Source organism: Pseudomonas lurida, from assembly GCF_013522705.1.
Classification (GTDB): domain Bacteria; phylum Pseudomonadota; class Gammaproteobacteria; order Pseudomonadales; family Pseudomonadaceae; genus Aquipseudomonas; species Aquipseudomonas quebecensis.
The window spans coordinates 24,420-48,409 of record NZ_JAAMRE010000037.1; the positions used below are offsets into that span (position 1 = coordinate 24,420).

At 62.7% G+C, this 23,990-nt stretch carries 23 protein-coding genes; 9 read left to right on the top strand and 14 right to left on the bottom strand.

Going from position 1 to position 23,990, the window contains the following annotated elements:
* Positions 1–7: 7 nt before the first annotated feature.
* The 3 genes from G7025_RS24190 (at position 8) to G7025_RS24200 (ending at position 3,997) form a co-directional block, all read left to right on the top strand.
* Positions 8–1,621, top strand: coding sequence for a J domain-containing protein (locus G7025_RS24190; RefSeq protein WP_181081539.1), 1,614 nt, complete (start codon positions 8–10; stop codon positions 1,619–1,621).
* Between the two features lie 141 nt (positions 1,622–1,762).
* Positions 1,763–3,013 (top strand): OprD family porin, encoded by a 1,251-nt coding sequence (locus G7025_RS24195; RefSeq protein WP_181081540.1) that lies wholly within the window; start codon positions 1,763–1,765, stop codon positions 3,011–3,013.
* Positions 3,014–3,097: 84 nt separating this feature from the next.
* Positions 3,098–3,997: a polysaccharide deacetylase family protein gene (locus G7025_RS24200; protein ID WP_181081541.1), complete on the top strand. Its 900-nt coding sequence runs from the start codon at positions 3,098–3,100 to the stop codon at positions 3,995–3,997.
* A 20-nt stretch (positions 3,998–4,017) separates the two neighbouring features.
* On the opposite strand, the gene pcaC is transcribed toward G7025_RS24200, so the two are convergent.
* From pcaC to pcaR, 11 genes are all read right to left on the bottom strand, one after another.
* Positions 4,018–4,413, bottom strand: a complete 396-nt coding sequence (pcaC, locus tag G7025_RS24205; protein WP_181081542.1) for a 4-carboxymuconolactone decarboxylase — start codon at positions 4,411–4,413, stop codon at positions 4,018–4,020.
* Between the two features lie 10 nt (positions 4,414–4,423).
* Positions 4,424–5,215 carry a 3-oxoadipate enol-lactonase gene (gene pcaD / locus G7025_RS24210; protein WP_181081543.1) on the bottom strand — a complete coding sequence of 264 codons (792 nt, stop codon included), beginning with the start codon at positions 5,213–5,215 and terminating at the stop codon, positions 4,424–4,426.
* Between the two features lie 10 nt (positions 5,216–5,225).
* Positions 5,226–6,590, bottom strand: a complete 1,365-nt coding sequence (locus tag G7025_RS24215; RefSeq protein ID WP_181081544.1) for a 3-carboxy-cis,cis-muconate cycloisomerase — start codon at positions 6,588–6,590, stop codon at positions 5,226–5,228.
* A gap of 19 nt (positions 6,591–6,609) precedes the next feature.
* Positions 6,610–7,905, bottom strand: coding sequence for an MFS family transporter (locus tag G7025_RS24220; protein ID WP_181081545.1), 1,296 nt, complete (start codon positions 7,903–7,905; stop codon positions 6,610–6,612).
* A 193-nt stretch (positions 7,906–8,098) separates the two neighbouring features.
* On the bottom strand, positions 8,099–8,665 hold the full coding sequence (gene pcaG / locus G7025_RS24225) for a protocatechuate 3,4-dioxygenase subunit alpha (RefSeq protein ID WP_181081546.1): 567 nt from the start codon (positions 8,663–8,665) through the stop codon (positions 8,099–8,101).
* Position 8,666: 1 nt separating this feature from the next.
* On the bottom strand, positions 8,667–9,371 hold the full coding sequence (pcaH, locus tag G7025_RS24230; RefSeq protein WP_181081547.1) for a protocatechuate 3,4-dioxygenase subunit beta: 705 nt from the start codon (positions 9,369–9,371) through the stop codon (positions 8,667–8,669).
* A 23-nt stretch (positions 9,372–9,394) separates the two neighbouring features.
* The gene (gene pcaF / locus G7025_RS24235; protein ID WP_181081561.1) at positions 9,395–10,597 is read right to left on the bottom strand and encodes a 3-oxoadipyl-CoA thiolase; all 1,203 of its coding nucleotides are present in this window, start codon (positions 10,595–10,597) and stop codon (positions 9,395–9,397) included.
* A complete protein-coding gene (locus tag G7025_RS24240) occupies positions 10,594–11,373 on the bottom strand; it encodes a CoA-transferase subunit beta (RefSeq protein ID WP_181081548.1) in 780 nt (259 codons plus the stop codon). The genes pcaF and G7025_RS24240 overlap by 4 nt, the downstream gene beginning before the upstream one ends.
* Complete coding sequence (locus G7025_RS24245) at positions 11,370–12,230, bottom strand: CoA transferase subunit A (RefSeq protein WP_181081549.1); 861 nt, start codon at positions 12,228–12,230, stop codon at positions 11,370–11,372. The genes G7025_RS24240 and G7025_RS24245 overlap by 4 nt, the downstream gene beginning before the upstream one ends.
* Positions 12,231–12,371: 141 nt before the next feature.
* Positions 12,372–13,712, bottom strand: a complete 1,341-nt coding sequence (locus G7025_RS24250; protein WP_181081550.1) for an MFS transporter — start codon at positions 13,710–13,712, stop codon at positions 12,372–12,374.
* A gap of 146 nt (positions 13,713–13,858) precedes the next feature.
* Positions 13,859–14,701 carry a pca regulon transcriptional regulator PcaR gene (gene pcaR, locus G7025_RS24255; protein WP_025855315.1) on the bottom strand — a complete coding sequence of 281 codons (843 nt, stop codon included), beginning with the start codon at positions 14,699–14,701 and terminating at the stop codon, positions 13,859–13,861.
* A 558-nt stretch (positions 14,702–15,259) separates the two neighbouring features.
* Here pcaR and G7025_RS24260 point away from each other — a divergent pair.
* Both G7025_RS24260 and G7025_RS24265 read left to right on the top strand, forming a co-directional pair.
* A complete protein-coding gene (locus tag G7025_RS24260) occupies positions 15,260–15,460 on the top strand; it encodes a hypothetical protein (RefSeq protein WP_054898413.1) in 201 nt (66 codons plus the stop codon).
* Between the two features lie 290 nt (positions 15,461–15,750).
* Positions 15,751–17,226: an inorganic phosphate transporter gene (locus tag G7025_RS24265; RefSeq protein ID WP_181081551.1), complete on the top strand. Its 1,476-nt coding sequence runs from the start codon at positions 15,751–15,753 to the stop codon at positions 17,224–17,226.
* A 153-nt stretch (positions 17,227–17,379) separates the two neighbouring features.
* Here the strand turns inward: G7025_RS24265 and ccoM are convergent, their stop codons facing one another.
* Both ccoM and G7025_RS24270 read right to left on the bottom strand, forming a co-directional pair.
* The gene (ccoM, locus tag G7025_RS26950) at positions 17,380–17,496 is read right to left on the bottom strand and encodes a cytochrome c oxidase subunit CcoM (protein ID WP_277309687.1); all 117 of its coding nucleotides are present in this window, start codon (positions 17,494–17,496) and stop codon (positions 17,380–17,382) included.
* A gap of 143 nt (positions 17,497–17,639) precedes the next feature.
* Positions 17,640–17,801, bottom strand: coding sequence for a hypothetical protein (locus G7025_RS24270; RefSeq protein WP_181081552.1), 162 nt, complete (start codon positions 17,799–17,801; stop codon positions 17,640–17,642).
* 133 nt (positions 17,802–17,934) lie between these two features.
* Between G7025_RS24270 and G7025_RS24275 the strand changes: the two genes are divergently transcribed.
* The 3 genes from G7025_RS24275 (at position 17,935) to G7025_RS24285 (ending at position 20,544) form a co-directional block, all read left to right on the top strand.
* Positions 17,935–18,807: a LysR substrate-binding domain-containing protein gene (locus tag G7025_RS24275; protein WP_181081553.1), complete on the top strand. Its 873-nt coding sequence runs from the start codon at positions 17,935–17,937 to the stop codon at positions 18,805–18,807.
* A 91-nt stretch (positions 18,808–18,898) separates the two neighbouring features.
* Positions 18,899–19,366: a RidA family protein gene (locus tag G7025_RS24280; protein ID WP_181081554.1), complete on the top strand. Its 468-nt coding sequence runs from the start codon at positions 18,899–18,901 to the stop codon at positions 19,364–19,366.
* Positions 19,363–20,544 (top strand): aminotransferase class V-fold PLP-dependent enzyme, encoded by a 1,182-nt coding sequence (locus G7025_RS24285; RefSeq protein ID WP_181081555.1) that lies wholly within the window; start codon positions 19,363–19,365, stop codon positions 20,542–20,544. The genes G7025_RS24280 and G7025_RS24285 overlap by 4 nt, the downstream gene beginning before the upstream one ends.
* Here G7025_RS24285 and G7025_RS24290 read toward each other — a convergent pair.
* Complete coding sequence (locus G7025_RS24290) at positions 20,541–20,882, bottom strand: hypothetical protein (protein WP_034137285.1); 342 nt, start codon at positions 20,880–20,882, stop codon at positions 20,541–20,543. The genes G7025_RS24285 and G7025_RS24290 overlap by 4 nt on opposite strands.
* Positions 20,883–21,100: 218 nt before the next feature.
* On the opposite strand from G7025_RS24290, the gene rapA reads away from it, so the two are divergent.
* Positions 21,101–23,947, top strand: coding sequence for an RNA polymerase-associated protein RapA (rapA, locus tag G7025_RS24295; RefSeq protein ID WP_181081556.1), 2,847 nt, complete (start codon positions 21,101–21,103; stop codon positions 23,945–23,947).
* Positions 23,948–23,990 lie beyond the last annotated feature (43 nt).

Consider the following 23,990-nt stretch of genomic DNA (forward strand, 5'->3'; position numbering starts at 1 on the left):
ACCTCCCATGGATTGTTGGACCGTATTGCAGCTGCCGGAAGATGCCGACGAGCGCACCATCAAGCGCAGCTATGCACGCTTGCTCAAAAGCTGCCGCCCGGACGAGGATGCCGTCGGCTTCCAGCGCCTGCGCGAGGCCTATGAAGAGGCACTGAGCGAAGCGCGCTGGCGCGTGGACAACGACGAGCAGATTGCCGTCGAGGCACCGCCGGCCGAAGCGGCCCCCGGCAATCTCAGCGACCTGGCCGAACTGATGGACGTGCGCCCCCTCAGCCCGGCGCCGTTCGACGCCCCCGCGCCAGACCCAGCCGAGGCGCTGATCTGCGGCCTCAATGCCCATAACCTCGATGAACGCTGGGCGCAGGCTCGGCAACAGGGTTGCGCCGACGCGTTCCAGGCCGGCCTGTTGCGCCATTGTTTCACTGCCCCCGGCGAACGCAGCGCCATCGCCCAATGGGCCGCGCAGCACCTGGAATGGCTGACGCCGTGGCAGCAGGTGGCGATGACCGCCTGGCAGTACGAGGCGCTGACCGGCGAACTGTTGCAGGACTACCGCCGCACCTTGCAAGAGCTGCTGGAGCAGCAGGCCGAACGCGAGTTCATCCGCCAATTGACGCAGTACAACAGCCAAGCCTGGTTGCAGGTATTCGACCTGCAGCAACAGTGGCAACGCATCGTTCTGCAATTGCTGCATGACACCCAGTGGAGCGTGCCGCTGTTCGAACGGGTGTGCCAGGCGTTTGGTTGGGATGACCAGAAAGGCGTTTACCCGGAACCGGCATGGATGTGGCGCCAGTTGGTGTCGCGCTGCGAGCAGGAGAGTTTCTTCGCTCATCTGCAGGAAAAAGCCCAGGACACCCGACGCAACTCCGCCGACGCCCTGGCCGCGCGCCTGCTGCTGACGCCGATGTCCGCCACGCAACAAAAACGCATCATTGATACCTTCGGCGACAACGAATGGAACGCCTGCCAGCACCTGGCCGAAACGTTGACCTGGCGCTACCCGCAACTGATCGAGCGGCTGCCTCAACCTGACCTGTTCTTCTGGCGCAAATTCGTGCCACGGCCGATCTACACCCAAGTATTTATCCGGTTGTGGGCCGTGTTCGCCCTGGGTATCGGCCTGAGCATCGCCCACTCCGGGCCCGACAAACTGGACTTGATGTCGGTGTCGATCTTTATGTTCATGGCACTGGTGCCGGCCGGCATCGGCTTTCGCGTCACGCAGCTGTGGGCCGGGATGAGTTCGACCTACAGAGTGCTGGACTTGTGGCTGAGCCAGCGCTTGATCCCCAAGCGACTCAACCCCAACGACTATTGGCTGGTGATCCGCCACGGCGTGCCGCAGGCGATCATGCTGGTGGCCTGCGGCTTGATGCTCGGCGTACTCGGCGCGTTCACCTATGCCGGCATGGTGCTGATCAACCTGTTGCACAAAAAACGCATCGGTCATATGAGCCAACGCTTCAGCGAAGGCTACCCGTGGCTCAACGGCCTGCATTGGGCGTTCTGGAGCCCGTGGCAAGTGGTGTTCCTGGTGGTGATGGTGGCCGTGATCGTCGCGGCCCAGCATTACTTGCCGGCGTTCCCCTGGACCCACATCGACCTGCCCAAACGCTGAGCCTGCCTGCCGGGCCCCAGCGCCCGGCAACTTGCGTTCGATCACCGCCCACAACCCGCCCTCCCCCGATTGAAGCGCGCCCGCAGCCCCGCGCACCATGGCCGCCACCTGCATAACCCCAATAACAACAGGTCCGCCACCATGAGCACTTTCCATCCGCGCCGGCTGCTGCTGGCCATCGCTGTCGCCAGTCTTGCCCTGCCTGCCGTCGCCCAAGAGCACGGTTTTTTCGAAGACGCCGGCGCCAACCTCAATCTGCGTAATTTCTTCTTCAACCGTAACTTCACCAACCCGAGCAAAACCCAGGGCGGCGCCCAGGAATGGACGCAGAGTTTTATTCTCGACGCCAAATCCGGCTTCACTCAGGGCACGGTGGGGTTCGGCGTGGACGTGCTGGGGCTGTATTCGCTCAAGCTCGACGGCGGACGCGGCACCGGCGGCACCCAGCTGTTGCCGTTGGATCACGACGGTCGCCCGGCCGATGACTTCGGGCGTTTGGGCGTGGCGTTCAAGGCACGGCTGTCCAGGACCGAGCTGAAGGTGGGCGAGTGGATGCCGGTGCTGCCGATCCTGCGCGCCGACGATGGCCGCTCCCTGCCGCAAACCTTGCGCGGCGGGCAGATCACGTCGAAGGAAATCGACGGCCTGACCCTGTATGGCGGCCAGTTCCGCGCCAACAGCCCACGCGACGACAGTAGCCTGTCGGACATGTCGATGGTCGGCAAAACCGCGTTCACCTCGGACCGCTTCAACTTCCAGGGCGCTGAATACGCGTTCAACGACAAACGCACCCAGGTCGGCCTGTGGAACGCTCAGCTCAAGGACATTTACCGCCAGCAATTCGTCAACCTGATCCACAGCCAGCCTGTGGGCGACTGGACCCTGAGCGCCAACCTGGGGTTCTTCTACGGCAAGCAAGACGGCAGCGCCCGCGCGGGCGAGCTGGACAATCAAACCTGGTCCGGCCTGTTCTCGGCCAAATACGGCGGCAACACGTTCTATGTGGGCCTGCAAAAGCTCAGCGGCGACAGTGCATGGATGCGCGTCAACGGCACCAGCGGCGGCACCCTGGCCAACGACAGTTACAACTCAAGCTACGACAACGCCCGGGAGAAATCCTGGCAAGTGCGCCACGACTACAACTTCGCCGCCCTCGGCGTGCCAGGCCTGACCCTGATGAACCGCTATATCAGCGGCAGCAATGTGCACAGCGGCACCGTTACCGACGGCAAAGAATGGGGGCGCGAAAGCGAAGTGGGCTACACCGTGCAAAGCGGTGCGGCGAAAAACCTTACAGTACGCTGGCGCAATTCCAGCATGCGCCGCGACTACAGCAACAACGAGTTCGATGAAAACCGGCTGATCGTCAGTTACCCGATCAGTCTGCTGTAAACCGGCGCGGCACTTGCTGTATGGTGCGCGCCTGCCGCTGCTGATTCGCCCAGCAGCGGCCTCTTTGCCGAGCCCGTGCCCACCATGAAACTCTATGCTTTCGCCGCTGCCGTGCTGGCCCTGGCCCTGAGCCTCGGCGGCTGCATCGGCGCGCCCATCGCCCTGACGCCGCAGACTGAGCAACGCCTGCAAGCCCAGGCGCCGATCCGCTTTCTGTTGACGTTCGATGACGGCCCCAGCGCTTCGGGCTACAACAATCCGACCCGCTCGGTGATCGCCGACCTGGCACACAACCCGATATTGCCGGGCATCAAGGCGGTGTTTTTCCTGCAGACCGAATCCGCGCGCGCAGGCGGCAGTTCGCGGGGTCGCAAGACCATGGAACGCGAGTACGCCGGCGGGCATGTGCTGGCGTTTCACACCGCCACCACCTTCCACACCAATCACCGCTGGCTCAACGATGCCGAACTGGAACGCACCCTCACCCAGGGTGCGGCCGATATCGCCGCCATCACCGGCGCACCGCCGCGCCTGGTACGCCCGCCGTTCTGGAACTACGACCGCCGCACCTTCGCCGCCTACCAGCGCCACGGCATGCAGGTACTGCTCACGGACCTGAGCGCCAATGACGGCAAGATCTGGGGCTTCAACGCCAGCCCGAGGCGGCGCGCCAACCTGTACCGGCAACTGTCGGTGGTGCGCGAGCGTATCGCCCTGGGCGAATTGCCCACGGTGGACGGCGTGATCCCGGTGGTGGTGACCTTCCACGACATCAACCGCTACACCGCGCGGCACCTGCAGGAGTACTTGCAGATCCTGCTGGACAGTGCCCGCACCAACGGCATGCACACCGCCGCCGAGCCTTTCTACACCGACCACGCCGCACTGCAACGCGCCGCACTGGCCCGTACCGTCAAGGATGTGAATGAAGCCGTGCACCTGCCGGGTGTGTGGAACTGGGTATGGGACTCGGATTCCCACTGACCCGGCGTGGCGCCCATCTGTCAGCCCTGGCGGGATTCAACGCCCAGCTCGTCCCATACCGACTCGGCCAGGTGAAAAGTCGCATTCGCCGCTGGAATCCCGCAATAGATCGCGCTCTGCATCAACACTTCCTTGATCTCGGCGCGGGTCACGCCGTTGCTGGCGGCGGCGCGCAGGTGCAGCTTGAGTTCTTCGCCGCGGTTCATGCCGATCAGCATGGCGATAGTGATCAAGCTGCGGGTGTGCCGGGGCAGACCGGGACGGGTCCAGATATCGCCCCAGGCATGACGGGTGATCATCTCCTGGAATTCGCTGTTGAACTCGGTGAGGGCATTGAGGCTGCGGTCGACATGGGCGTCCCCCAACACGTCGCGGCGCACCTGCAGACCCTCGGCATAACGTTGTTTCTCGTCCACGAAAAGCTCCTTAGCGGCACAGCAGGAATTTAATCACCCGGTCACTGAACGCAGCACCGGCCTGGACGTTGGACAGGTGCGCGGCATAGAACTCGGCGTATTCGGCGCCCTTGACCTGTTGCTGGATAAAGTGGCCACCGGCAGGCGGGGTGACGGCATCTTCACTGCCGGCGATAACCAGGGTCGGCACCTGGATCGACGCTAACGCCCCGCGCAGGTCCGCATCGCGCACGGCCGCGCAGTTGGCGGCGTAGCCTTGAGGCGAGGTGGCGGCGAGCATATCGGTGATCAGTTTGGCCTGGTGCGGGTTGGCGGCGGCGAAGTCGGGGGTGAACCAGCGCGCGATCGATGCATCGCGCAAGGCCACCATCGCATCCGGGCCATCGCGCAGCACCGTCTCGATGCGTGGGTTCCACACCTCGGGCGTGCCGATCTTGGCGGCGGTGTTGCACACCACCAGCCGCTGCAGGCGCTCGCCGGCGTTGATCCCCAGCCATTGGCCGATCAGGCCGCCCATGGACAGGCCACAGAAATGCGCGCGCGGAATCTGCAGCGCATCCAGCAGCGCGAGCACATCGCGCCCCAACTGCTCGATGCGGTAAGGCCCCTCGGTCACCAGCGACTTGCCATGGCCACGGGTGTCGTAACGCAACACGCGAAAATGCTCGGTGAACGCCGGGATCTGGATATCCCACATACGCAGGTTGGTGCCCAATGAATTGGACAGCACCAGCACCGGCGCATCGACAGGACCTTCCAGTTGGTAATGCAGGTCGCCCTCGGCGAGTTGTACAAAAGCCACAGCAGTCTCCTCAGGCACTCAATGCAAAATGGTCGGTCACGGCGCGGGTAACCCAGGTGTGCGCCTGGCCCAGATAATGGGCCGGGTCGAGCAGGCGATCCAACTCGGTGGCGGACAGTTCGGCGCTCACCTGCGGCTCATCGGCCAATACCGCGCGCAGATGGCGTCCCTCGGCAACCGCGCGCCGGCAGCAGCGCTCGAGCAAATCGTGCGCGGTTTCGCGGCCCAGGCGCTGGGCGAGCACCATGCTCACCGCCTCGGCCAGCACCAGACCCTGGGTCAAATCAAGGTTGTGGGCCATGCGCGCCGGATCGACCTCCAAGCCTCGGCTCAGCAGCAGCGCCTGCTGCAACGCGCCGGAGACCAACCGGCAAATGTCCGGCAGGGTTTCCCACTCGGCATGCCACAGGCCCAGGCTGCGCTCGTGCTCCTGGGGCATGGCGCTGAGCATTGTGGCCACCAGGCCCGGTACGCGGGTGGCGGCGCTGATCAGTACGGCGGCGCCGACCGGGTTGCGTTTGTGCGGCATGGTGGAAGAACCGCCCTTGCCCGGCGCCGCAGGCTCGAACACTTCCGCCGCCTCGGTCTGCATCAGCAGGCTGATATCCCGGCCCAGTTTGCCGAGGCTGCCGGCGATCAGGCCCAGCACACTGGCGAACTCCACCAGGCGATCGCGCTGGGTGTGCCAGGGTTGTTCGGGCAACGTCAGGCGCAATTCGGCGGCCAGGGCTTCGGCTACCGGCATGGCCTGTTCACCCAGGGCGGCCAAGGTGCCGGATGCGCCGCCCAATTGCAGCACCAGCAGGCGCGGTTTGAGTTCGGCCAGACGTTGCCGGGAACGGGTCACCGCACCCAGCCAACCGGCGATTTTCATACCCAGGGTCACCGGCGTCGCATGCTGCAACCAGGTGCGCCCGGCCAACGGCACGGCGGCATAGCGCTGGGCTTGCGCGGCCAGCACTTCACCCAATTGCGCCAGGTCGCTTTCGATCAATACCAGGGCGCGCCGCAGTTGCAGCACCAGGCCGGTGTCCATCACGTCCTGGCTGGTGGCCCCCAGGTGCACATAGCGCTCGGCGTTGGCGTCTTCACTGGCAATCAGTTTGCCCAAGGCCTTGACCAGCGGGATCGCCGAATTGCCCGCCGAGGCGATGGCTACGCCGAGGGCGTCAACGTCGTACAGCGACGCCAGACATGCCTGGGCAATCGGCGCCACCGCCGCTGGCGGAATCAACCCCACGCGAGCCTGCGCCCGGGCCAGGCCGGCTTCAAAGTCGAGCATGCCTTGCAAGCGGCCGTGGTCGCAGAACACCTCAGCCATGCTGTCGGCGGTGAAATAGGCGTCGAACAGTTGGTTGCTCGTGCGCAATGTCATAAGGCTTTCCTACTTCCGATTACAGATCGTGGTGCAAGTACGCCGCCTGCCGGGGCAGGCGCAGGCTGAACAGGAACGCCACCGCCATCATCGCCGTGACATACCAGTAGAACGTGTTTTCCATCCCCATGGATTTCAGGCCCAGCGCGACGAACTCCGCCGAACCGCCAAAGACCGCATTGGCCACCGCATACGCCAGGCCGACACCGAGGGCGCGCACCTGTGGCGGAAACATTTCGGCTTTCACCAGGCCGCTGATCGAGGTGTAGAAACTGACGATGGCCAATGCCAATGTGATCAGCACGAACGCCAGGAACGGGCTGGCGACGGTCTTGAGGGTGAGCAGGATAGGAACGGTGAGTAATGTGCCGAGGCCCGCGAACCACAGCATCGAATTACGCCGGCCGATCTTGTCCGCCAGCATGCCGAACACCGGCTGCATGCACATATAGAGGAACAGCGCGCCGGTCATGATGTAGCTCGACGTCTTGGCGTGCATGCCGACGGTGTTCACCAGGTATTTCTGCATATACGTGGTGAAGGTATAGAAAATCAACGAACCGCCGGCGGTGTACCCCAGCACCGTAATGAACGCCGCCTTATGGTCGCGAAACAATGCGGCGATGCTGCCGGCGTCTTTGTCTTCGCGGATTTCCTTGCTGGTGGTTTCCTTGAGCGTGCGACGCAGCAGCAGCGAGATCACCGCCGCGATGGCACCGATTACAAACGGGATGCGCCAGCCCCAGGCGCGCAGCTCTTCTTCGGTGAGGAACTGTTGGAGAATCACCACCACCAGCACCGCCAGCAACTGGCCGCCGATCAGCGTTACGTATTGGAACGAGGCGAAAAACCCGCGCTGGCCCTTGAGCGCCACTTCGCTCATGTAAGTGGCGGTGGTGCCGTACTCGCCGCCCACCGACAGACCTTGGAACAGGCGCGCCAGCAGCAGCAGGATCGGCGCCCACACACCAATGTCGTTGTAAGTCGGCAGGAACGCGATGACCAGCGAGCCGGCGCACATCATCAGCACCGAGATCATCATTGAGTTCTTGCGCCCGTGCTTGTCCGCCACGCGGCCAAACAGCCAGCCACCGATGGGACGCATCAGGAAACCGGCGGCGAATACCCCGGCGGTGTTGACCAATTGCACGGTGGGGTTGTCCGACGGAAAAAACGCCGGGGCAAAGTAGATGGCGCAGAAGGCATAGACGTAGAAGTCGAACCATTCGACCAGGTTGCCGGAGGACGCCCCCACAATCGCAAAGATCCGTTTGCTGCGTTCTTCTCCGGTGTAATGACTGGTTTTTGTGGTCATGATTTTTTTACTCAATGGGAACGGTTATAGCCTAGACATACTTTGCAACAACCATGTTCCGCAAGCAGACTTTCAGGAAGGCAGGCAGTGCCTGGGCCGGCCTCATCGGGGGCAAGCCCCCTCCCACATTTTGATCGCACCACCTATCAACTGTGGGAGGGGGCTTGCCCCCGATGAGGCCCCAACAAGCAACTCAATAATCGAAGAACACCGTTTCCTTATCGGTCCCCTGCAAAATCACATTCCACTGATACACACCATGCGCATCCGGCTTGGCAACCAAGGTGCTCCGGCGCTCCACGGGCACACAGGCCAGCAACGGGTCATCCCCATTCAGCGCCTCACCGTCGAAGTAAATCCGCGTCAGCAGGTGCTTCACCAACCCACGGGCAAACACCAGCACCACCAGATGCGGCGCCTGGGTGGTGCCCTTCAGTCCGGGCACGCTGCCCGGTTTGATGGTGGTAAACCGGAAGCGCCCTTCGGCGTCCACCGGCACGCGGCCGAAGCCGTCGAAGTTCGGGTCGAGGGCTTTGTCCTGCTCGTCTTCGGGGTGGGCGTACTTGCCGGCGGCATTGGCCTGCCAGACTTCCAGCATGGCGTCGTTGACCACCTCGCCATTGCCATCCAACACCTGCCCGCTGATCGCCACGCGTTCGCCGAGGGTGGCCGCGGTGGTCAGGTCCTCGCGGTTCAGCCAGGTCAGGCCGATGTGGTAATACGGCCCGACGGTGTGGGATGTGGTCGCGTTGAGTGTCATCTTATTTCTCCATCGGCGTGGCGTCGCGGCCGCGCAGGACGATGTCCCAGCGGTAGCCGAGGGCATAGGCAGGGATGGTTTTTTCCAGGTCGAAACGCGCGATCAGACGTTCCTTGGCACGGGTGTCCGGCACGCAGTTGTAGATCGGGTCGTATTCGAGCAGCGGGTCGCCGGGGAAATACATCTGCGTCACCAACCGCGTCAGCACACTGGGGCCGAACAGCGAAAAGTGAATATGCGCCGGGCGCCACGCGTTGTGGTGATTGCCCCACGGATAGGCGCCGGGCTTGATGGTCTGGAACTGGTACCAGCCCTCGGCGTCGGTGACCGTGCGCCCGGTGCCCGTGAAGTTGGGGTCCAGCGGCGCGTCGTGCAGGTCGCGCGGGTGGTGGTAGCGCCCGGCGGCGTTGGCCTGCCAGATCTCCACCAGAATGCCCGGTACCGGCAAGCCATTTTCATCCAGCACGCGGCCGTGAATGATGATGCGTTCGCCCTGGGGCTCGCCGTCGTGCTGGGCGGTGAGGTCGTTGTCCTGCTCGCCGATCCGCTCGGCACCGACGGTCGGGCCGGTGATTTCCGACAAGGAATGAGGCAGAAACACCAACGGCTTGGACGGCGAACGCAGGTTCGTCGACTGGTATGCCGGGTGCAGGTAGTCAGGCTGGGTGCCCGCCTGGGGGCGCCGGTAACCGGGCTTATCACTCATGGAGCCATCCTCTCTTATTAGGCTTAGACGCGTTCGATCGCCAGGGCCAGGCCTTGGCCGACGCCCACGCACAGGGTTGCCAGGCCTTTGCGGCCGCCGGTTTTTTCCAATTGATGCAGGGCCGTCAACACCAGCCGCGCGCCGCTCATGCCCAACGGATGACCAAGGGCGATGGCGCCGCCGTTCGGGTTGACCTGCGGCGCATCGTCGGCCAGGCCCAGTTCACGCAGCACGGCCAGGCCTTGGCTGGCGAAGGCTTCGTTGAGTTCGATCACGTCGAAGTCGCTGACCGCCAGGTCCAGACGCGCCAACAGTTTGCGCACCGCCGGCACCGGGCCAATACCCATCACGCGCGGCGCCACACCGGCACTGGCCATGCCCAATACGCGGGCACGGGCGGTCAAACCGTGTTGTCGCACGGCCTCGGCGGACGCCAGGATCAGCGCCGCCGCGCCGTCGTTGACTCCCGAGGCGTTGCCGGCGGTGACGGTCTTGCCCGGGCCGTTGACGGGTTTGAGCGTGGTCAGGGCTTCCAGGGTGGTGTCCCGTGGATGCTCATCGCGCTCCACCACGGTGTCGCCTTTTTTATGGGCGACCCGCACCGGTACGATTTCCTCGGCAAAGTAGCCGGCGGCTTGCGCGGCAGCCGCACGTTGCTGGCTGCGCAGGGCGAACGCGTCCTGGTCGGCACGGGAGACGTTGTAGTCGTCGGCCACGTTGTCGGCGGTCTGCGGCATCGCATCCACGCCATACTGGGCTTTCATCAACGGGTTGATAAAACGCCAGCCGATAGTGGTGTCTTCCAGCGTCATGTTGCGCGAAAACGCGGCATCGGCTTTGCCCATCACGAAAGGCGCACGGGACATTGACTCGACGCCACCGGCAATCGCCAGCTCCATTTCGCCGCTGGCGATGGCACGAAACGCGGTGCCGATGGCTTCCATGCCCGAAGCGCACAAACGGTTGAGGGTCACACCGGGCACGCTCTGCGGCAGGCCGGCCAGCAGCAGCGCCATGCGCGCGACATTGCGGTTGTCTTCGCCGGCCTGGTTGGCGCAGCCGAGGAATACCTCATCGACCGCGCCCCATTGCACCGACGGGTTGCGCGCCATCAACGCCTTGATCGGCAGCGCCGCCAGGTCATCGGCACGCACGCTGGACAAACCACCGCCAAAGCGGCCAATGGGGGTGCGAACGGCGTCGCAGATAAATACCTCGCGCATCAGGCTTCTCCCGGGGTTTGGCCGTGGGCGGCGGCGGTGCGGGCTTCAAGATCGCGCAACGCGGTCAGCTCGACGACGGTGGGTTCGGGGGTAGTGCCGACCTGCTCGGCGAAGCGAATCGCCCAGCCGGTGGCGGCCACCACCTGTTCGCGGGTCACGCCGGGATGCAGCGTGGTGACCACAAACTCATGGGTGCCCTCCTCCGGCTCCATGATGCACAGGTCGGTAATAATCCCTACGGGACCTGCACCTGGCAGACCCAGGCGTTTGCGCGAGTCGCCACCTTCGCCGTGGCCGACCGAGGTGATGAAGTCCAGTTTGTCGACGAACGAGCGCGCCGATTGTTTGAGGATAATCAACACGCTCTTGGCCGAACCGGCGATCTCCGGCGCGCCCCCGGCCCCCGGCAGGCGCACTTTGGGTTGGTGGTAATCGCCGACCACAGTGGTGTTGATATTGCCGAAGCGGTCTACCTGGGCCGCGCCGAGAAACCCGACGTCAATGCGCCCGCCCTGCAGCCAGTAGCGAAAAATCTCGGCCGTGGGCACCACGGTGTCAGCGGTTTGCGCCAACTCGCCATCACCGATGGACAGCGGCAGCACGGACGGCTTGGCGCCGATCGGGCCGGACTCGTAAATCAACACCACATCCGGCGACGAGGTCAGGCGCGCCAGGTTGGCGGCTTTGGAAGGCAGGCCGATACCGACGAAACACACCGAGCCGTTCTGGAGGCGACGCGCGGCGGCGACGGTCATCATTTCATGGGTCGAATAAGTCATTGCTTGGCCTCCTGGGCGGCGGCCAGTTTGGCCTGGAACTCAGTGAAATCGGCAGTGCCGCGGATGTAGTCGTCGATCCACGCAGTAAACGTCTCACGGTCGCGGGCGATTGGGTCCCACGCCTGATAGAAGCGGTTATCCCGCTCGTTGTAGCCATGGGCGTAGGACGGGTGCGCGCCGCCGGGCACATGGCACACCGCGCTCAGGGCCCAGGTCGGCAGCACGCAGCTGTTCATCGGCGCATTCAGGTCGTCGACGATTTCTTCCACGGTGACGATGCAACGCTTGGCGGCCAGCGCGGCTTCTTTCTGCACACCGAGAATGCCCCAGAGCAGTACGTTGCCCTTGCGGTCGGCCTTCTGCGCGTGAATCACCGTGACGTCCGGGCGCACCGACGGCACGGCCGCCAGCACTTCGCCAGTGAACGGGCACGTCACGCTCTTGATCAGTGGATTGACCTTGGGCAAGTCGGAACCGGCGTAAGCACGCAGCACCGCAAAGGGTAGGCCGGAGGCGCCAGCAACGTAGGCATTGGCCAGGTCGGCGTGGCTGTGTTCTTCGATTTCCAACGGCTGCGGCCACTGCTTCTCGACCGCGTCGCGCAGACGATGCAAGGAACCTACGCCGGGGTTGCCGCCCCAGGAAAAAATCAGCTTGCGGGCGCAACCGGCACCGATCAACTGGTCGTAGATCAGGTCGGGCGTCATGCGGACCAGCGTCAGGTCTTTCTTGCCTTGACGGATGATTTCATGACCCGCTGCCGTAGGTATGAGGTGGGTAAAGCCTTCCAATGCGACGGTATCGCCGTCATTGACGAATTGCTTTACCGCATCACGCAGCGCGAGGATTTCAGCCATGGGGTCGGGCTCCCGGTGTTGATCGAAAGAGGCGCTGAGGGGGCGCCGAAGTGCTTGCAGATTAAGCCGGGCAAATAGGCCAAACAATCCGATAATCGACTAAGCGTTCGATTATCGAACCGATTGTTGGCAGGCTATCGATCAGGTCGCGTCGGCGTGGCTGACCATGCCTTTGATCACCACGGCAGTGGTGGCCAGTGCGGCGGGAATCACCAAGGCGCTGAGCACTTGCTCGAAGTCCCAGCCCAGGCCCAGCAGCGTGGCGCCCATCCAGGCGCCGAGAATCGCGCCGAAACGCCCGATGCCGAGCATCCACGACACGCCTGTGGCGCGGCCCTGGGTCGGGTAGAACCGCGCCGCCAGGGAAGGCATCGCCGATTGCGCGCCGTTGACGCACATGCCGGCGACCAGCACCAGGGTGGCCAGTAGCGTGATATTGCCCAGGCTCTGCCCGACCGCGTAGGCAAATACCCCGGCCAACAGGTAAAACGTGCCGATCACCTTGTGCGGATTGAACCGATCCATCGCCCAACCTACGCCGACCGCGCTCAACACGCCGCCGAACTGGAACAACGCGCCGATAAACGCGGCCTGCTCCATACTTGCGCCGCTGTCGCGCATCAGGGTCGGCAGCCAACTGGTCAACAGGTACACGATTACCAGGCCCATGAAGTACGTCAGCCACAGCAGCAAGGTGCCGGCGCTGTAGGTACCGGAGAAGATCACCGCGAACACGTTGCGGGCCTTCACGGTTTTTTGTTCGGGCACGCTGAAATGAGTGGCCTGGGCGACCAGGTTGGGTTCGATGGGCGAGAGGGTCCGGCGCACTTTGTCGGCGCCACGGTTGCGTACCACCAGATAACGCGCCGATTCCGGCAACCACACCAGCAATACCACGGCCAGGATCAACGGCAGGATGCCGCCGATCAGCAGCAGACTGTGCCAGCCGAATGCCGGAATCAGCTTGGCCGAAATAAACCCGCCGCCGGCCATGCCCAGGTTGAAGCCGCAGAACATGCTGGTCACCAGCAGCGACTTGTGGCGTTCAGGAGTGTATTCGGAGAGCAAGGTGGTGGCGTTGGGCATCCCCGCCCCCAGGCCCAGCCCGGTGAGAAAACGCAGCACCAGCAACTGATCGACGTTGCTGCTGTAGGCCGAAGCCAGGCTGAAGGCACCGAACACCAGCACCGCGCCTACCAGCACGACTTTGCGCCCGAAGCGGTCGGCCAGCGGGCCGGAGCCGAGGGCGCCGAACACCATGCCGATCAACGCGGCGCTCATCACCGGGCCGAGGCTGGCGCGGTCAATGCCCCAGTCCTGGGACAACGCCGGTGCAATAAAGCCCATGGCTGCCGTATCGAGGCCATCGAGGAACACAATCAGGAAACACAGGATAACCACGCGCCACTGATAGCGTGACAGCGGCTGGGCATTAATAAAGGACTGCACGTCCAGGGTGGTACCGACAGAAGGCTGATTCATTATTTTTATTCCACACCGATGGCGGGCGGACGGCCTGGGGCCGTCATTCTTATTAAGTGGCGCTTGAACAGCGCTGCCGCACATTAATAAGCCGGGGGAAACAGCGTCAATTGATCAGCTCGGGATCTGTGCGGTCACCGAACAGCTTACGCAAATAATTGCGCACTCAGCTCGCGGCTGGCGCTGAGCATGCTCGGCAGGAAGCGCTGCTCCAGCTCGCTGCGGCTGACACGTCCGGCGTGGGTGCTGACGTTCAGCGCCGCGAGCACCTGCCCGGAAGCGTCATAGACCGGCACCGCGATGGAACGCAGGCCTTGCTCGAGCTCCTGGTCGACGATGCACCAGCCTTGCTGGCGTACCTGCTGCAGGCATTCGAACAACGCTTCGGGGGTGGTGAGGGTGCGGCTGGTCTTGGTTTGCAGGTCGGCATGATCGAGGTAGTCCTGCAGCGAAGCGTCGTCCAGCGCCGCCAAAAGGATGCGCCCCATGGACGTGCAATAGGCCGGCAAACGCCCGCCGACGGACAGATCGACCGAGATCAGCCGCTGGGTGGTCGCCGAACGCGCAATGTAGAGGATGTCGTCGCCTTCGAGGGTAGCCATGTTGCATGCCTCGTGCAGTTGCTCACTCATGCGGTCCAGATAAGGTTGAGCCGACACCGCCAGTGGCGTGGACGACAGGTACGCATGGCCCAGGGTCAGCACCTTGGGCAATAACGAATAGGTACGCCCGTCGGTGGTGGCGTAGCCGAGCTTGATCAGGGTGTGCAGACAACGGCGCACGGCGGCACGCGGGATTTCGGTGCGGTGGCTGATCTGGGCGATGGTGAGGTGGCGCTTGCGCTCCTGGAACGCCTGCACCACCGCCAGGCCGCGAGCCAGGGAGGTCATGAAGTCGGGGTCACCGGTGAACGCCTGGATGCGCTTGGCCGGCGAGGCAACGATCGGAGGCGCCACGGACGCGAAGGAATTGCGCAATTGATCGTTCATCTCGATGCCTTCTCTTATTGTCAGCCGCTGGGGAGGTTTGCCAGGTATTACAAGCCGCGCCGGCTGCGGGATACAAGATTGCGCCGACATCACTGTGCGATTATCGGACGATGATTCGATAATCGCAATTTAGCGCGAGCACACCGCAGAGTGCTCAGCCGTGAGTGTGCCAAGGGAAAGGAAAGTTGTACAAATGCATTAACAGCGTTTAACCAATTGTGAAGCGCAGGCACTTATTAAATGCTCACACACCGATGTAACAAAAGCCTCATACAAAGTTGAAGCTTTTTAACTCTATGCCGATAGTGTTATACAAATGCGCCGCTATAATGCACCCTGCGCCCGGATCGCGGTCTGCAGGTTCGCCGACCACGCCTGCCGCCACTGCACAGGAGTGCGGGGCAAGCGCACTATCAGCCTGGAATGACCCGCACGTCGCATGCAAAGGCACCTGTGTTTCAAAAGTTGGCGTTGCAAGGGGTCAACTCTGTTCGCCTTGAGACGCCATCCAGGCATAACGCTTTAACTTACTTACACCCAACTCAATTAGGTAACGATGTGACGAAAGATGAACTGCGCGCGGAACTAGAGCGCCAGGAACAACGTTACAAGGACGTTTACGGCGGGGAAGTCACCACCTACGCCGCCCAGCCTGAACCTGAGCGTAAGCCATGGCGCAAGCGCGCCAGCCTGCTGGACCAGGCCTTTGCCCAGGAAATCCAGAAGATTGAAGAGGAACTCAAGACCGAAGAGCCGTAGGCGCAGCACAAAAGGATGGCGCATAGCCAGCTCGAGCCAATCCGCCTCTCTGCGCCCTCGGTAAAATTTCATACAAATGTTTCAGAGATGACGTTTTGGCGACAATCGCCCTCGCAAGAGGGCCGCAGCTATATAAATCAATGACTTGTCAAAGCCCCGGAAACCCTGGGATGCACAGCGCTCCCCGGTGTTTTTCCAGTGAAGATTGTTACCGATGAGCAGCTAGTGCATCGATTACTGAGGTTTTCTGGCATAATCGCGCCCCCTTACGACCGGGTCAGAAAACCTTCATGATCGATTTATTCAGCGGACTGGATGCGTGGGTTCTAGTGAGCCTGTTGCTCGCCCTGGCCTTTGTCCTCGCCTTCGAGTTCATCAATGGCTTTCATGACACCGCTAACGCGGTGGCCACAGTCATCTATACCAAAGCCATGCCGCCGCACCTGGCCGTGTTCTTCTCCGGGGTGTTCAACTTCCTCGGCGTGTTGCTCGGTGGTGTCGGTGTCGCCTACGCCATCGTGCACCTGCTGCCGGTGGAGCTGTTGATCAATGTGAATACCGGTCATGGTCTAGCCATGGTCTTCTCATTGCTGGCGGCGGCGATCACCTGGAACCTGGGCACCTGGTACTTCGGTATCCCCGCGTCCAGCTCCCACACTCTGATCGGCTCGATCCTCGGCGTCGGCCTGGCCAACGCACTGATCAACGATATCCCCCTGGCTGACGGTGTGAACTGGCAGAAGGCAGTCGATATCGGTGCCTCTCTGGTGTTCTCGCCGATGGCCGGTTTCCTGGTGGCAGCCCTGGTGCTGATCGGCCTGAAGTGGTGGCGCCCGCTGTCGAAGATGCACAAGACTCCGGACCAGCGCCGCAAGCTCGACGACAAAAAGCACCCGCCGTTCTGGAACCGTCTGGTGCTGGTGATCTCAGCCATGGCCGTGAGCTTCGTGCACGGTTCAAACGACGGTCAGAAAGGTATCGGCCTGATCATGCTGGTGCTGATCGGTATCGTGCCGGCGCAATTCGTTCTCGACCTGGGCAGCACCACTTACCAGATCGAACGCACCCGCGACGCCACCGTGCATTTGAGTCAGTTCTATGAGCGCAATAACGCAACCCTCGGCGAGTTCCTGGCCCTGGGCAAAAGCGTGAAAGATGACCTGCCGGGCAAGTTCCAGTGCAACCCGCAGCAGACCGAGCCGACGATCAATGCGCTGGTCAACACCTTGAAAGGTGTATCCGACTACCACTCGCTGAGCGCCGATCACCGCATCGAAGTGCGTCGCTACCTGCTCTGCCTGGACGATACCGCGAAGAAAGTCGGCAAGCTGCCAGGCCTGGATGCGCGCGAGAAGTCGGACCTCGACAAGCTGCGCAAAGACCTGACCGCCACGACCGAATACGCACCGTTCTGGGTAATCCTGGCCGTCGCATTGGCCTTGGGCCTGGGCACCATGGTGGGCTGGAAGCGCGTAGTGCTGACCATCGGCGAGAAGATCGGCAAACAGGGCATGACCTACGCACAAGGCATGTCGGCGCAGATCACCACGGCGAGCATGATTGGCCTGGCCAACATCTTCAGCCTGCCGGTATCGACCACCCACGTGCTGTCGTCGGGTGTCGCCGGCACCATGGTTGCCAACAAAAGCGGCCTGCAAGGCGGCACGGTCAAGACCATCCTGATGGCCTGGGTGCTGACCCTGCCGGCGACCGTTGCGCTGTCGGCCGGGTTGTTCTGGCTGGCGTCCAAGGCGCTGGGCAGCTGATCGCCCTACGCTGAAAAAAGAAGGTGCGGCCTCGCAAGAGGACCGCACCTTTTTTTATGACTGGGCATTAACGAAGAGTTCAAATCGCAGATAAAAAAAAGGGCGACCGAAGTCGCCCAAAATGCCTTGCGTGCTCATGTAATCCAGAAAGACCTATGGTTTTTTACGCTTATTCGCGTCTTTCCAGATAAAAAATCCAAACCCTACAAAGAACATCACCATGAGGCTGACGGTCAGCACTCCGGCAAACACCACATTATCGATGAACATGACCGCCCTCCCGTGCTTGCCCTGTTGCGATGGGGCTAAGTTAACGGAGATGGTGCAGGGGAAAATTGACGAGGATCAATGTCGCCCGCAACGGGGCGTAAAGAAGGGCAATAACTGACCTGCATCAATAGATGCAGGGCATTTCAACGCTTTTTGGGTTTGTTTTTCGGTTTTTTCTTGGTTTTCCCAAGCGGCATGGCCTGTTCAAACGCCTGGCGCACTTCGTTCAGACGCTTGTCGTTCAGGTCATGCACGCGCTTGGCACGTTCGGCATTCAGGTCGATCAGCTTGGGTTCATCACTCATGGCTTGGCTTACGTGGTGGCGGGAAGGCCTCAATAATGCGGCCTCGCCCGCCCGACGGCAAATCAGCGGGCGACAAAAGGCAGGCCATCGACCAAAATCGACGCGTCTGTCCAACCTTTTGAGGCGTCCCCAGGTGGCACTGCACAGAGACCTTCCACCGCTGCTGGCCCTGCGCGCTTTCGAAGCCGTGGCACGACATTTGAGCTTTATCAAGGCAGCGTCTGAATTGTCGGTGACCCAGAGCGCGTTGAGCCATCAAGTGCAGAAACTGGAGCAGCATCTGGGTAAATCACTGTTTGTCCGGCGCACACGTGCGATTGATCTGACCGCCGACGGCCAACAGTATTACGACGACATTCGCCCGGCCCTCGACGCGATCGCCGTCGCCACCCGTGCGCAACGGGCGGCGCCCAGTACGACGGTCTTGCGCATCGGTCTGCTGGCCTCGTTCGCCACACTGTGGCTGGCCCCCCGCCTGGCCGGATTTCTCAACCGCTACCCGTCTATTCAGGTTGAGTTGCTGCCGGCCATTCAACTGGCCAATGTCGCCGCCGCCGAAGTCGATCTGGCGATCCGCTATGGCAAAGGCGACTGGCCCGACGTACATGCCACACGATTGATGCCGGAGGTGATTTCCCCGGTGTGCAGTCCTGCGTTCAAGGCCGGCCCATTGCACAAGGGGCCGTTGCTGATGGCCACTTCGCACCGGCCGTTCGAGTGGAGCGATTGGTCCGCGCATTACCAGGTCGATCTGGAGCACCACCCCCGCGTGCTGCTGCACGACTACAACATCGTCGTCGAAACAGCCGTGGCCGGCCAGGGCATTGCCATGGGCCGGCATCGTTTGATCGAAAGGCGTTTGCAGGATGGCAGCCTGGTGCCAGCCTTCGATTGGCCGCCTTATCACAGCGATATCGGTTACTGGCTGATCGCCCCGCCAGGCGGTATCAGCCCAGCGGCCGAATGCTTCGTTGAGTGGCTGAAGGACGCCTGCACTGACGCGTGAGTTATTTCGATACGTCGGGTGAGATCTATCCGTTTGTCGCCGCCGCTCAAGGCCAACATGCTCACGCCTCCCACTCTTAAGAGGTTTGACCATGGACTCCCTCCGCGCCCGCGTAAATGCTCTGGGCCTGACGCTGCCCTCCCCCAGCCAGCCGATTGCCAATTACATCAACCATGTCGCCAGCCACCATCAACTGTTTATCTCCGGGCAAATCCCGCTGGTGGACGGCAAGCCTGCTTATGTGGGCCGATTGGGCGAGACCCTCGGCGATGAAGAAGGCGTTCGGGCCGCGGAGCTGGCGGCCCTGGGATTGCTCGCGCAATTGAGCGATGCCTTGGGCGATGACCTGTCGCGCCTGGTACGAACGCTGCGCCTGGGCGTGTTCATTGCCGCCAGCAGCGATTTTCAACGCCAGGGCATGGTGGCCAACGGCGCATCGAACCTATTGGTCAACGTCCTGGGCGAAAAAGGCCGGCATGTCCGCACTGCGATAGGCGTGGCCAGCCTGCCCGCCGGCGTGGCGGTGGAGGTTGATGCGGTGTTCGAGGTGCAGCCGTGAGCCCGCTGGAGGTTCGGCAATTGCGCGCGGCCACGCCGGGCTGCCAGTCGGGGTTGGTGCATTTCAATCATGCCGGCGCCTCCTTGCCGAGCCAGGCGACCGTCGATGCCATCATCGAGCAACTGCAGCGCGAGGCGTGCGACGGGCCAATGGAAGCCGGCGAGCACGGCGCCGTACTGGCGGACAATGCCAGGCGCGCCGCCGCGCGGTTGCTCAACGCCCCGCCCTCCTCCATCGCCTTCGCCGGCAGCGGTTCGAGCGCCTGGAACCTGGCATTCCAGGCCCTTGGTCCCTGGCAGCCGGGGGACCGGATCCTGGTCGGGCGCCATGAATGGGGCGGCAACCTGGCGAGCATGCAAGTGGCCGTAAAAGCGGGTGCCCGTGTGGAAGTGATCCCCTGCGATGCCAGCGGCGCCGTATGCCCGCTGGCGCTGACGGCGATGATCGACGCGCGGGTCAAGCTTATCGACCTGACCTGGCTGCCCGCCAACGGTGGCCTGATCAACCCGGCCCAGGCCATCGGCGAAGTGGCCAGGCGCCATGGCATTGCCTACTTTATCGATGCCGGCCAAGCCGTCGGCCAGATCCCGGTGGATGTGCAGGCGCTGCACTGCGATGTACTCAAGTGCGCCGGGCGCAAGCACCTGCGCGGGCCACGCGCAACCGCACTGCTGTATGTGCGGCCGGCGTTTCTGCCGCGCCTCGACCCGGCCCAGCGCGATGTGTTTTCCGCACCGTGGAGCGCGCAAGGTTTCGACCTGCGCAATGACGCCCGGCGTTTTGAAACCAGCGAAGTGTCCTACGCCCTATTGGCCGGATTGGGCAATGCATTGCACGAGATCAATCAGCTTGGGATCGAGCGAGTATGGGAAAGGGTTGCGCAGACAAGTGCGAGAATTCGCCAGGCATTGGGTGAGATCGAGGGCATCTCGCTGCATGACCTGGGCGAGCATCGATCGGGCTTGATCGCCTTCAACCTGGAAGGCTGGGACGGGTTCGAACTCAAACGGCAACTGGCCTTGCAACGCATCAATATCGGCGCCAATAACGTGGCCTATACCCCGCTGGACATGCAGGCAAGGAGCCTGCCCGGCATCGCGCGCATCTCCGTCAGCCCGCTTAACGACGAGGGCGATATCGAGGTCTTGCTGAACGCCCTGCGCGCACTGCGTGGCTAGACTTCGACGTCTACCCACAATCCCTGGCGCGGCGCATCTTCAATCAGCGGCACGACCGGCACGGTGTTATCGGCGTTGAGCACATCGCCAGGAATGGCCAGGTGCTGCTCCGGGTCTTCATCCGCCTCCCGCCGACGCTTCTGCTGTTCCTGCTGGCGACGCTGTTCCTCGCGCAACAGAAAGGTGGATTGCTCGGCGTCGCCCTTTTTCAGATCGATCGTACTTTCGTTGGAGCCCTGTTGCACGGGCACCACGGGCGGGATATCCGGCTTCTGGCGCACCGGGTCAAGTTGTGACGTGACCGGCACGACGCTGACGGGCAGCATGGGTGGCAGCATAAGTTTTTCTCTCCTGATCTCAGGCTGTCGGCGCGGCGCAGAGCGACTTGAGCACCAAGGTTGGAACCTGTGACCCAGTCGACACTCGCAAGTGCCCGCCACCCGTCGACTCGACGCGCATCGCTGCCCGCGAACGGCGTAGTTTTTGTCAGAGTCCTTGGGCGGTGGACCTTGTTCCGTTAAGATAGTCGGCTTTTTCACGGCGGGAGTCAGGCAGCATGGCGCAGCAGTATCAACCGGGGCAACGCTGGATTAGTGACAGCGAAGCAGAGCTGGGGTTAGGCACCGTTCTGGCGCAGGACGGCCGCTTGTTGACCGTGCTCTATCCGGCCACTGGCGACACCCGCCAGTATGCGCTACGGAATGCGCCCCTCACCCGCGTGCGGTTCTCGCCGGGCGACTCCATCACCCATTTCGAAGGCTGGAAAATGACCGTGCAGGAAGTCGACGACGTCGACGGCCTGCTGGTGTACCACGGCCTCAATGGGCAGAACGAGCAGGTCACCCTGCCGGAAACCCAACTCTCCAATTTCATCCAGTTCCGTTTGGCCAGCGACCGTCTGTTCGCCGGGCAGATCGACCCATTGGCCTGGTTCTCGCTGCGTTACCACACCCTGGAACACACCAGCCGCCAACTCCAATCCTCGCTGTGGGGCCTGGGTGGCGTGCGTGCGCAACCCATTGCGCACCAACTGCACATCGCCCGTGAAGTCGCTGACCGTATCGCACCGCGCGTATTGCTGGCCGACGAAGTGGGCCTGGGCAAGACCATCGAAGCCGGCCTGGTGATCCATCGCCAACTGCTGTCGGGCCGCGCCAACCGCGTATTGATCCTGGTCCCGGAAAACCTGCAGCACCAGTGGCTGGTGGAAATGCGCCGCCGCTTCAACCTGCAGGTGGCGCTGTTCGACGAAGAGCGCTTTATCGAAAGCGATGCCACCAACCCGTTCGAAGACACTCAACTGGCCCTGGTTGCGCTGGAATGGCTGGTGGACGACGAGAAAGCTCAGGACGCGCTGTTCGCCGCCGGCTGGGACCTGCTGGTGGTCGACGAGGCTCACCACCTGGTCTGGCATGAAGACAAGGCCAGCCCGGAATACGCGCTGGTCGAGCAACTGGCCGAAGTGATTCCGGGCGTATTGCTGCTCACCGCCACCCCGGAGCAATTGGGCCAGGACAGCCATTTCGCGCGTCTGCGCCTGCTTGACCCGAACCGCTTCCACGATCTGCAGGCCTTCCGCGCCGAGAGCGAGAACTATCGCCCCGTCGCCGAAGCCGTGCAGGAACTGCTGGACAAAGGTCGCCTGTCGCCTGCCGCGCACAAGACCATCCAGGGTTTCCTCGGCAACGAAGGTGAAGCGCTGCTCACCGCCGTCAACGATGGCGACACCGAAGCCAGTGCACGCCTGGTGCGCGAGCTGCTCGACCGTCACGGCACCGGCCGCGTGCTGTTTCGCAACACCCGCGCCGCGGTGCAAGGGTTCCCGGAGCGCAAGCTGCACGCTTACCCGCTGCCGAACCCGGACGAATACCTCGAATTGCCGCTGGGCGAGCACGCCGAGTTGTACCCGGAAGTCAGCTTCCAGTCGCAGCCGGACATCGAAGAAGAACATCGCTGGTGGCGTTTCGACCCACGCGTGGAGTGGCTGATCGATCAGCTCAAAATGCTCAAGCGCACCAAGGTCCTGGTGATCTGCGCCCACGCCGAAACCGCCATGGACCTGGAAGATGCACTGCGCGTGCGCTCCGGCATTCCAGCCACGGTGTTCCACGAGGGTATGAATATCCTTGAGCGCGACCGCGCCGCCGCCTACTTCGCCGACGAAGAATTCGGCGCCCAAGTGTTGATCTGCTCGGAAATCGGCAGTGAAGGCCGCAACTTCCAGTTCTCCCACCACCTGGTGTTGTTCGACCTGCCGTCCCACCCGGACCTGCTGGAACAGCGGATCGGCCGCCTGGACCGGATCGGCCAGAAACATGTAATCGAACTGCATGTGCCCTACCTGGAAACCAGCCCGCAGGAGCGCCTGTTCCAGTGGTACCACGAAGCGCTGAACGCTTTTCTCAACACCTGCCCGACCGGTAACGCCTTGCAGCATCAGTTCGGCCCGCGCCTGCTGCCGCTGCTGGAAAACGCCGACGATGGCGAGTGGCAAGCGCTGATCGACGAAGCGCGTGCCGAACGCGAACGCCTGGAAGAGGAACTGCACACAGGTCGCGACCGTCTGCTGGAGCTCAACTCCGGCGGCGCAGGCGAAGGCGATGCGCTGGTGGAGGCCATTTTGGAGCAGGACGATCAGTTCGCGCTGCCGATCTACATGGAAACCCTGTTCGATGCGTTCGGCATCGACAGCGAAGACCATTCGGAAAACGCCCTGATCCTCAAGCCCAGCGAAAAAATGCTCGACGCCAGCTTCCCCCTGGGCGACGACGAAGGCGTGACCATTACCTACGATCGTGACCAGGCGCTGTCGCGTGAAGACATGCAGTTCATCACCTGGGAACACCCGATGGTGCAGGGCGGCATGGACCTGGTGCTGTCCGGCTCCATGGGCAATACCGCCGTGGCGCTGATCAAGAACAAGGCGCTCAAGCCGGGCACCGTGCTGCTTGAACTGCTGTACGTCAGTGAAGTGGTGGCGCCGCGCTCGCTGCAATTGGGCCGCTACCTGCCACCGGCCGCCCTGCGCTGCCTGCTGGACGCCAACGGCAACGACCTGTCCGGCCGCGTGTCGTTCGAAACCCTGAATGATCAGTTGGAAAGCGTGCCACGGGCCAGCGCCAACAAGTTCGTCCAGGCCCAGCGCGATCAACTCACGCCGCGCATCAATGCCGGCGAAGAAAAGATCAGCCCTCGCCATGCCGAACGCGTGGCCGAAGCCAAACGGCGCCTGGCGGCGGACACCGATGAAGAACTGGCTCGCCTGACGGCACTGCAGGCGGTCAACCCGACCGTGCGCGACAGTGAACTGATTGCCTTGCGCCAGCAACGCGAACAGGGCCTGGCCATGCTCGACAAGGCTGCGCTGCGCCTGGAGGCGATTCGGGTGCTGGTGGCGGGTTGATGACCCTCCTGCCCTGCTGACCTTATCGGGGGCAAGCCCCCTC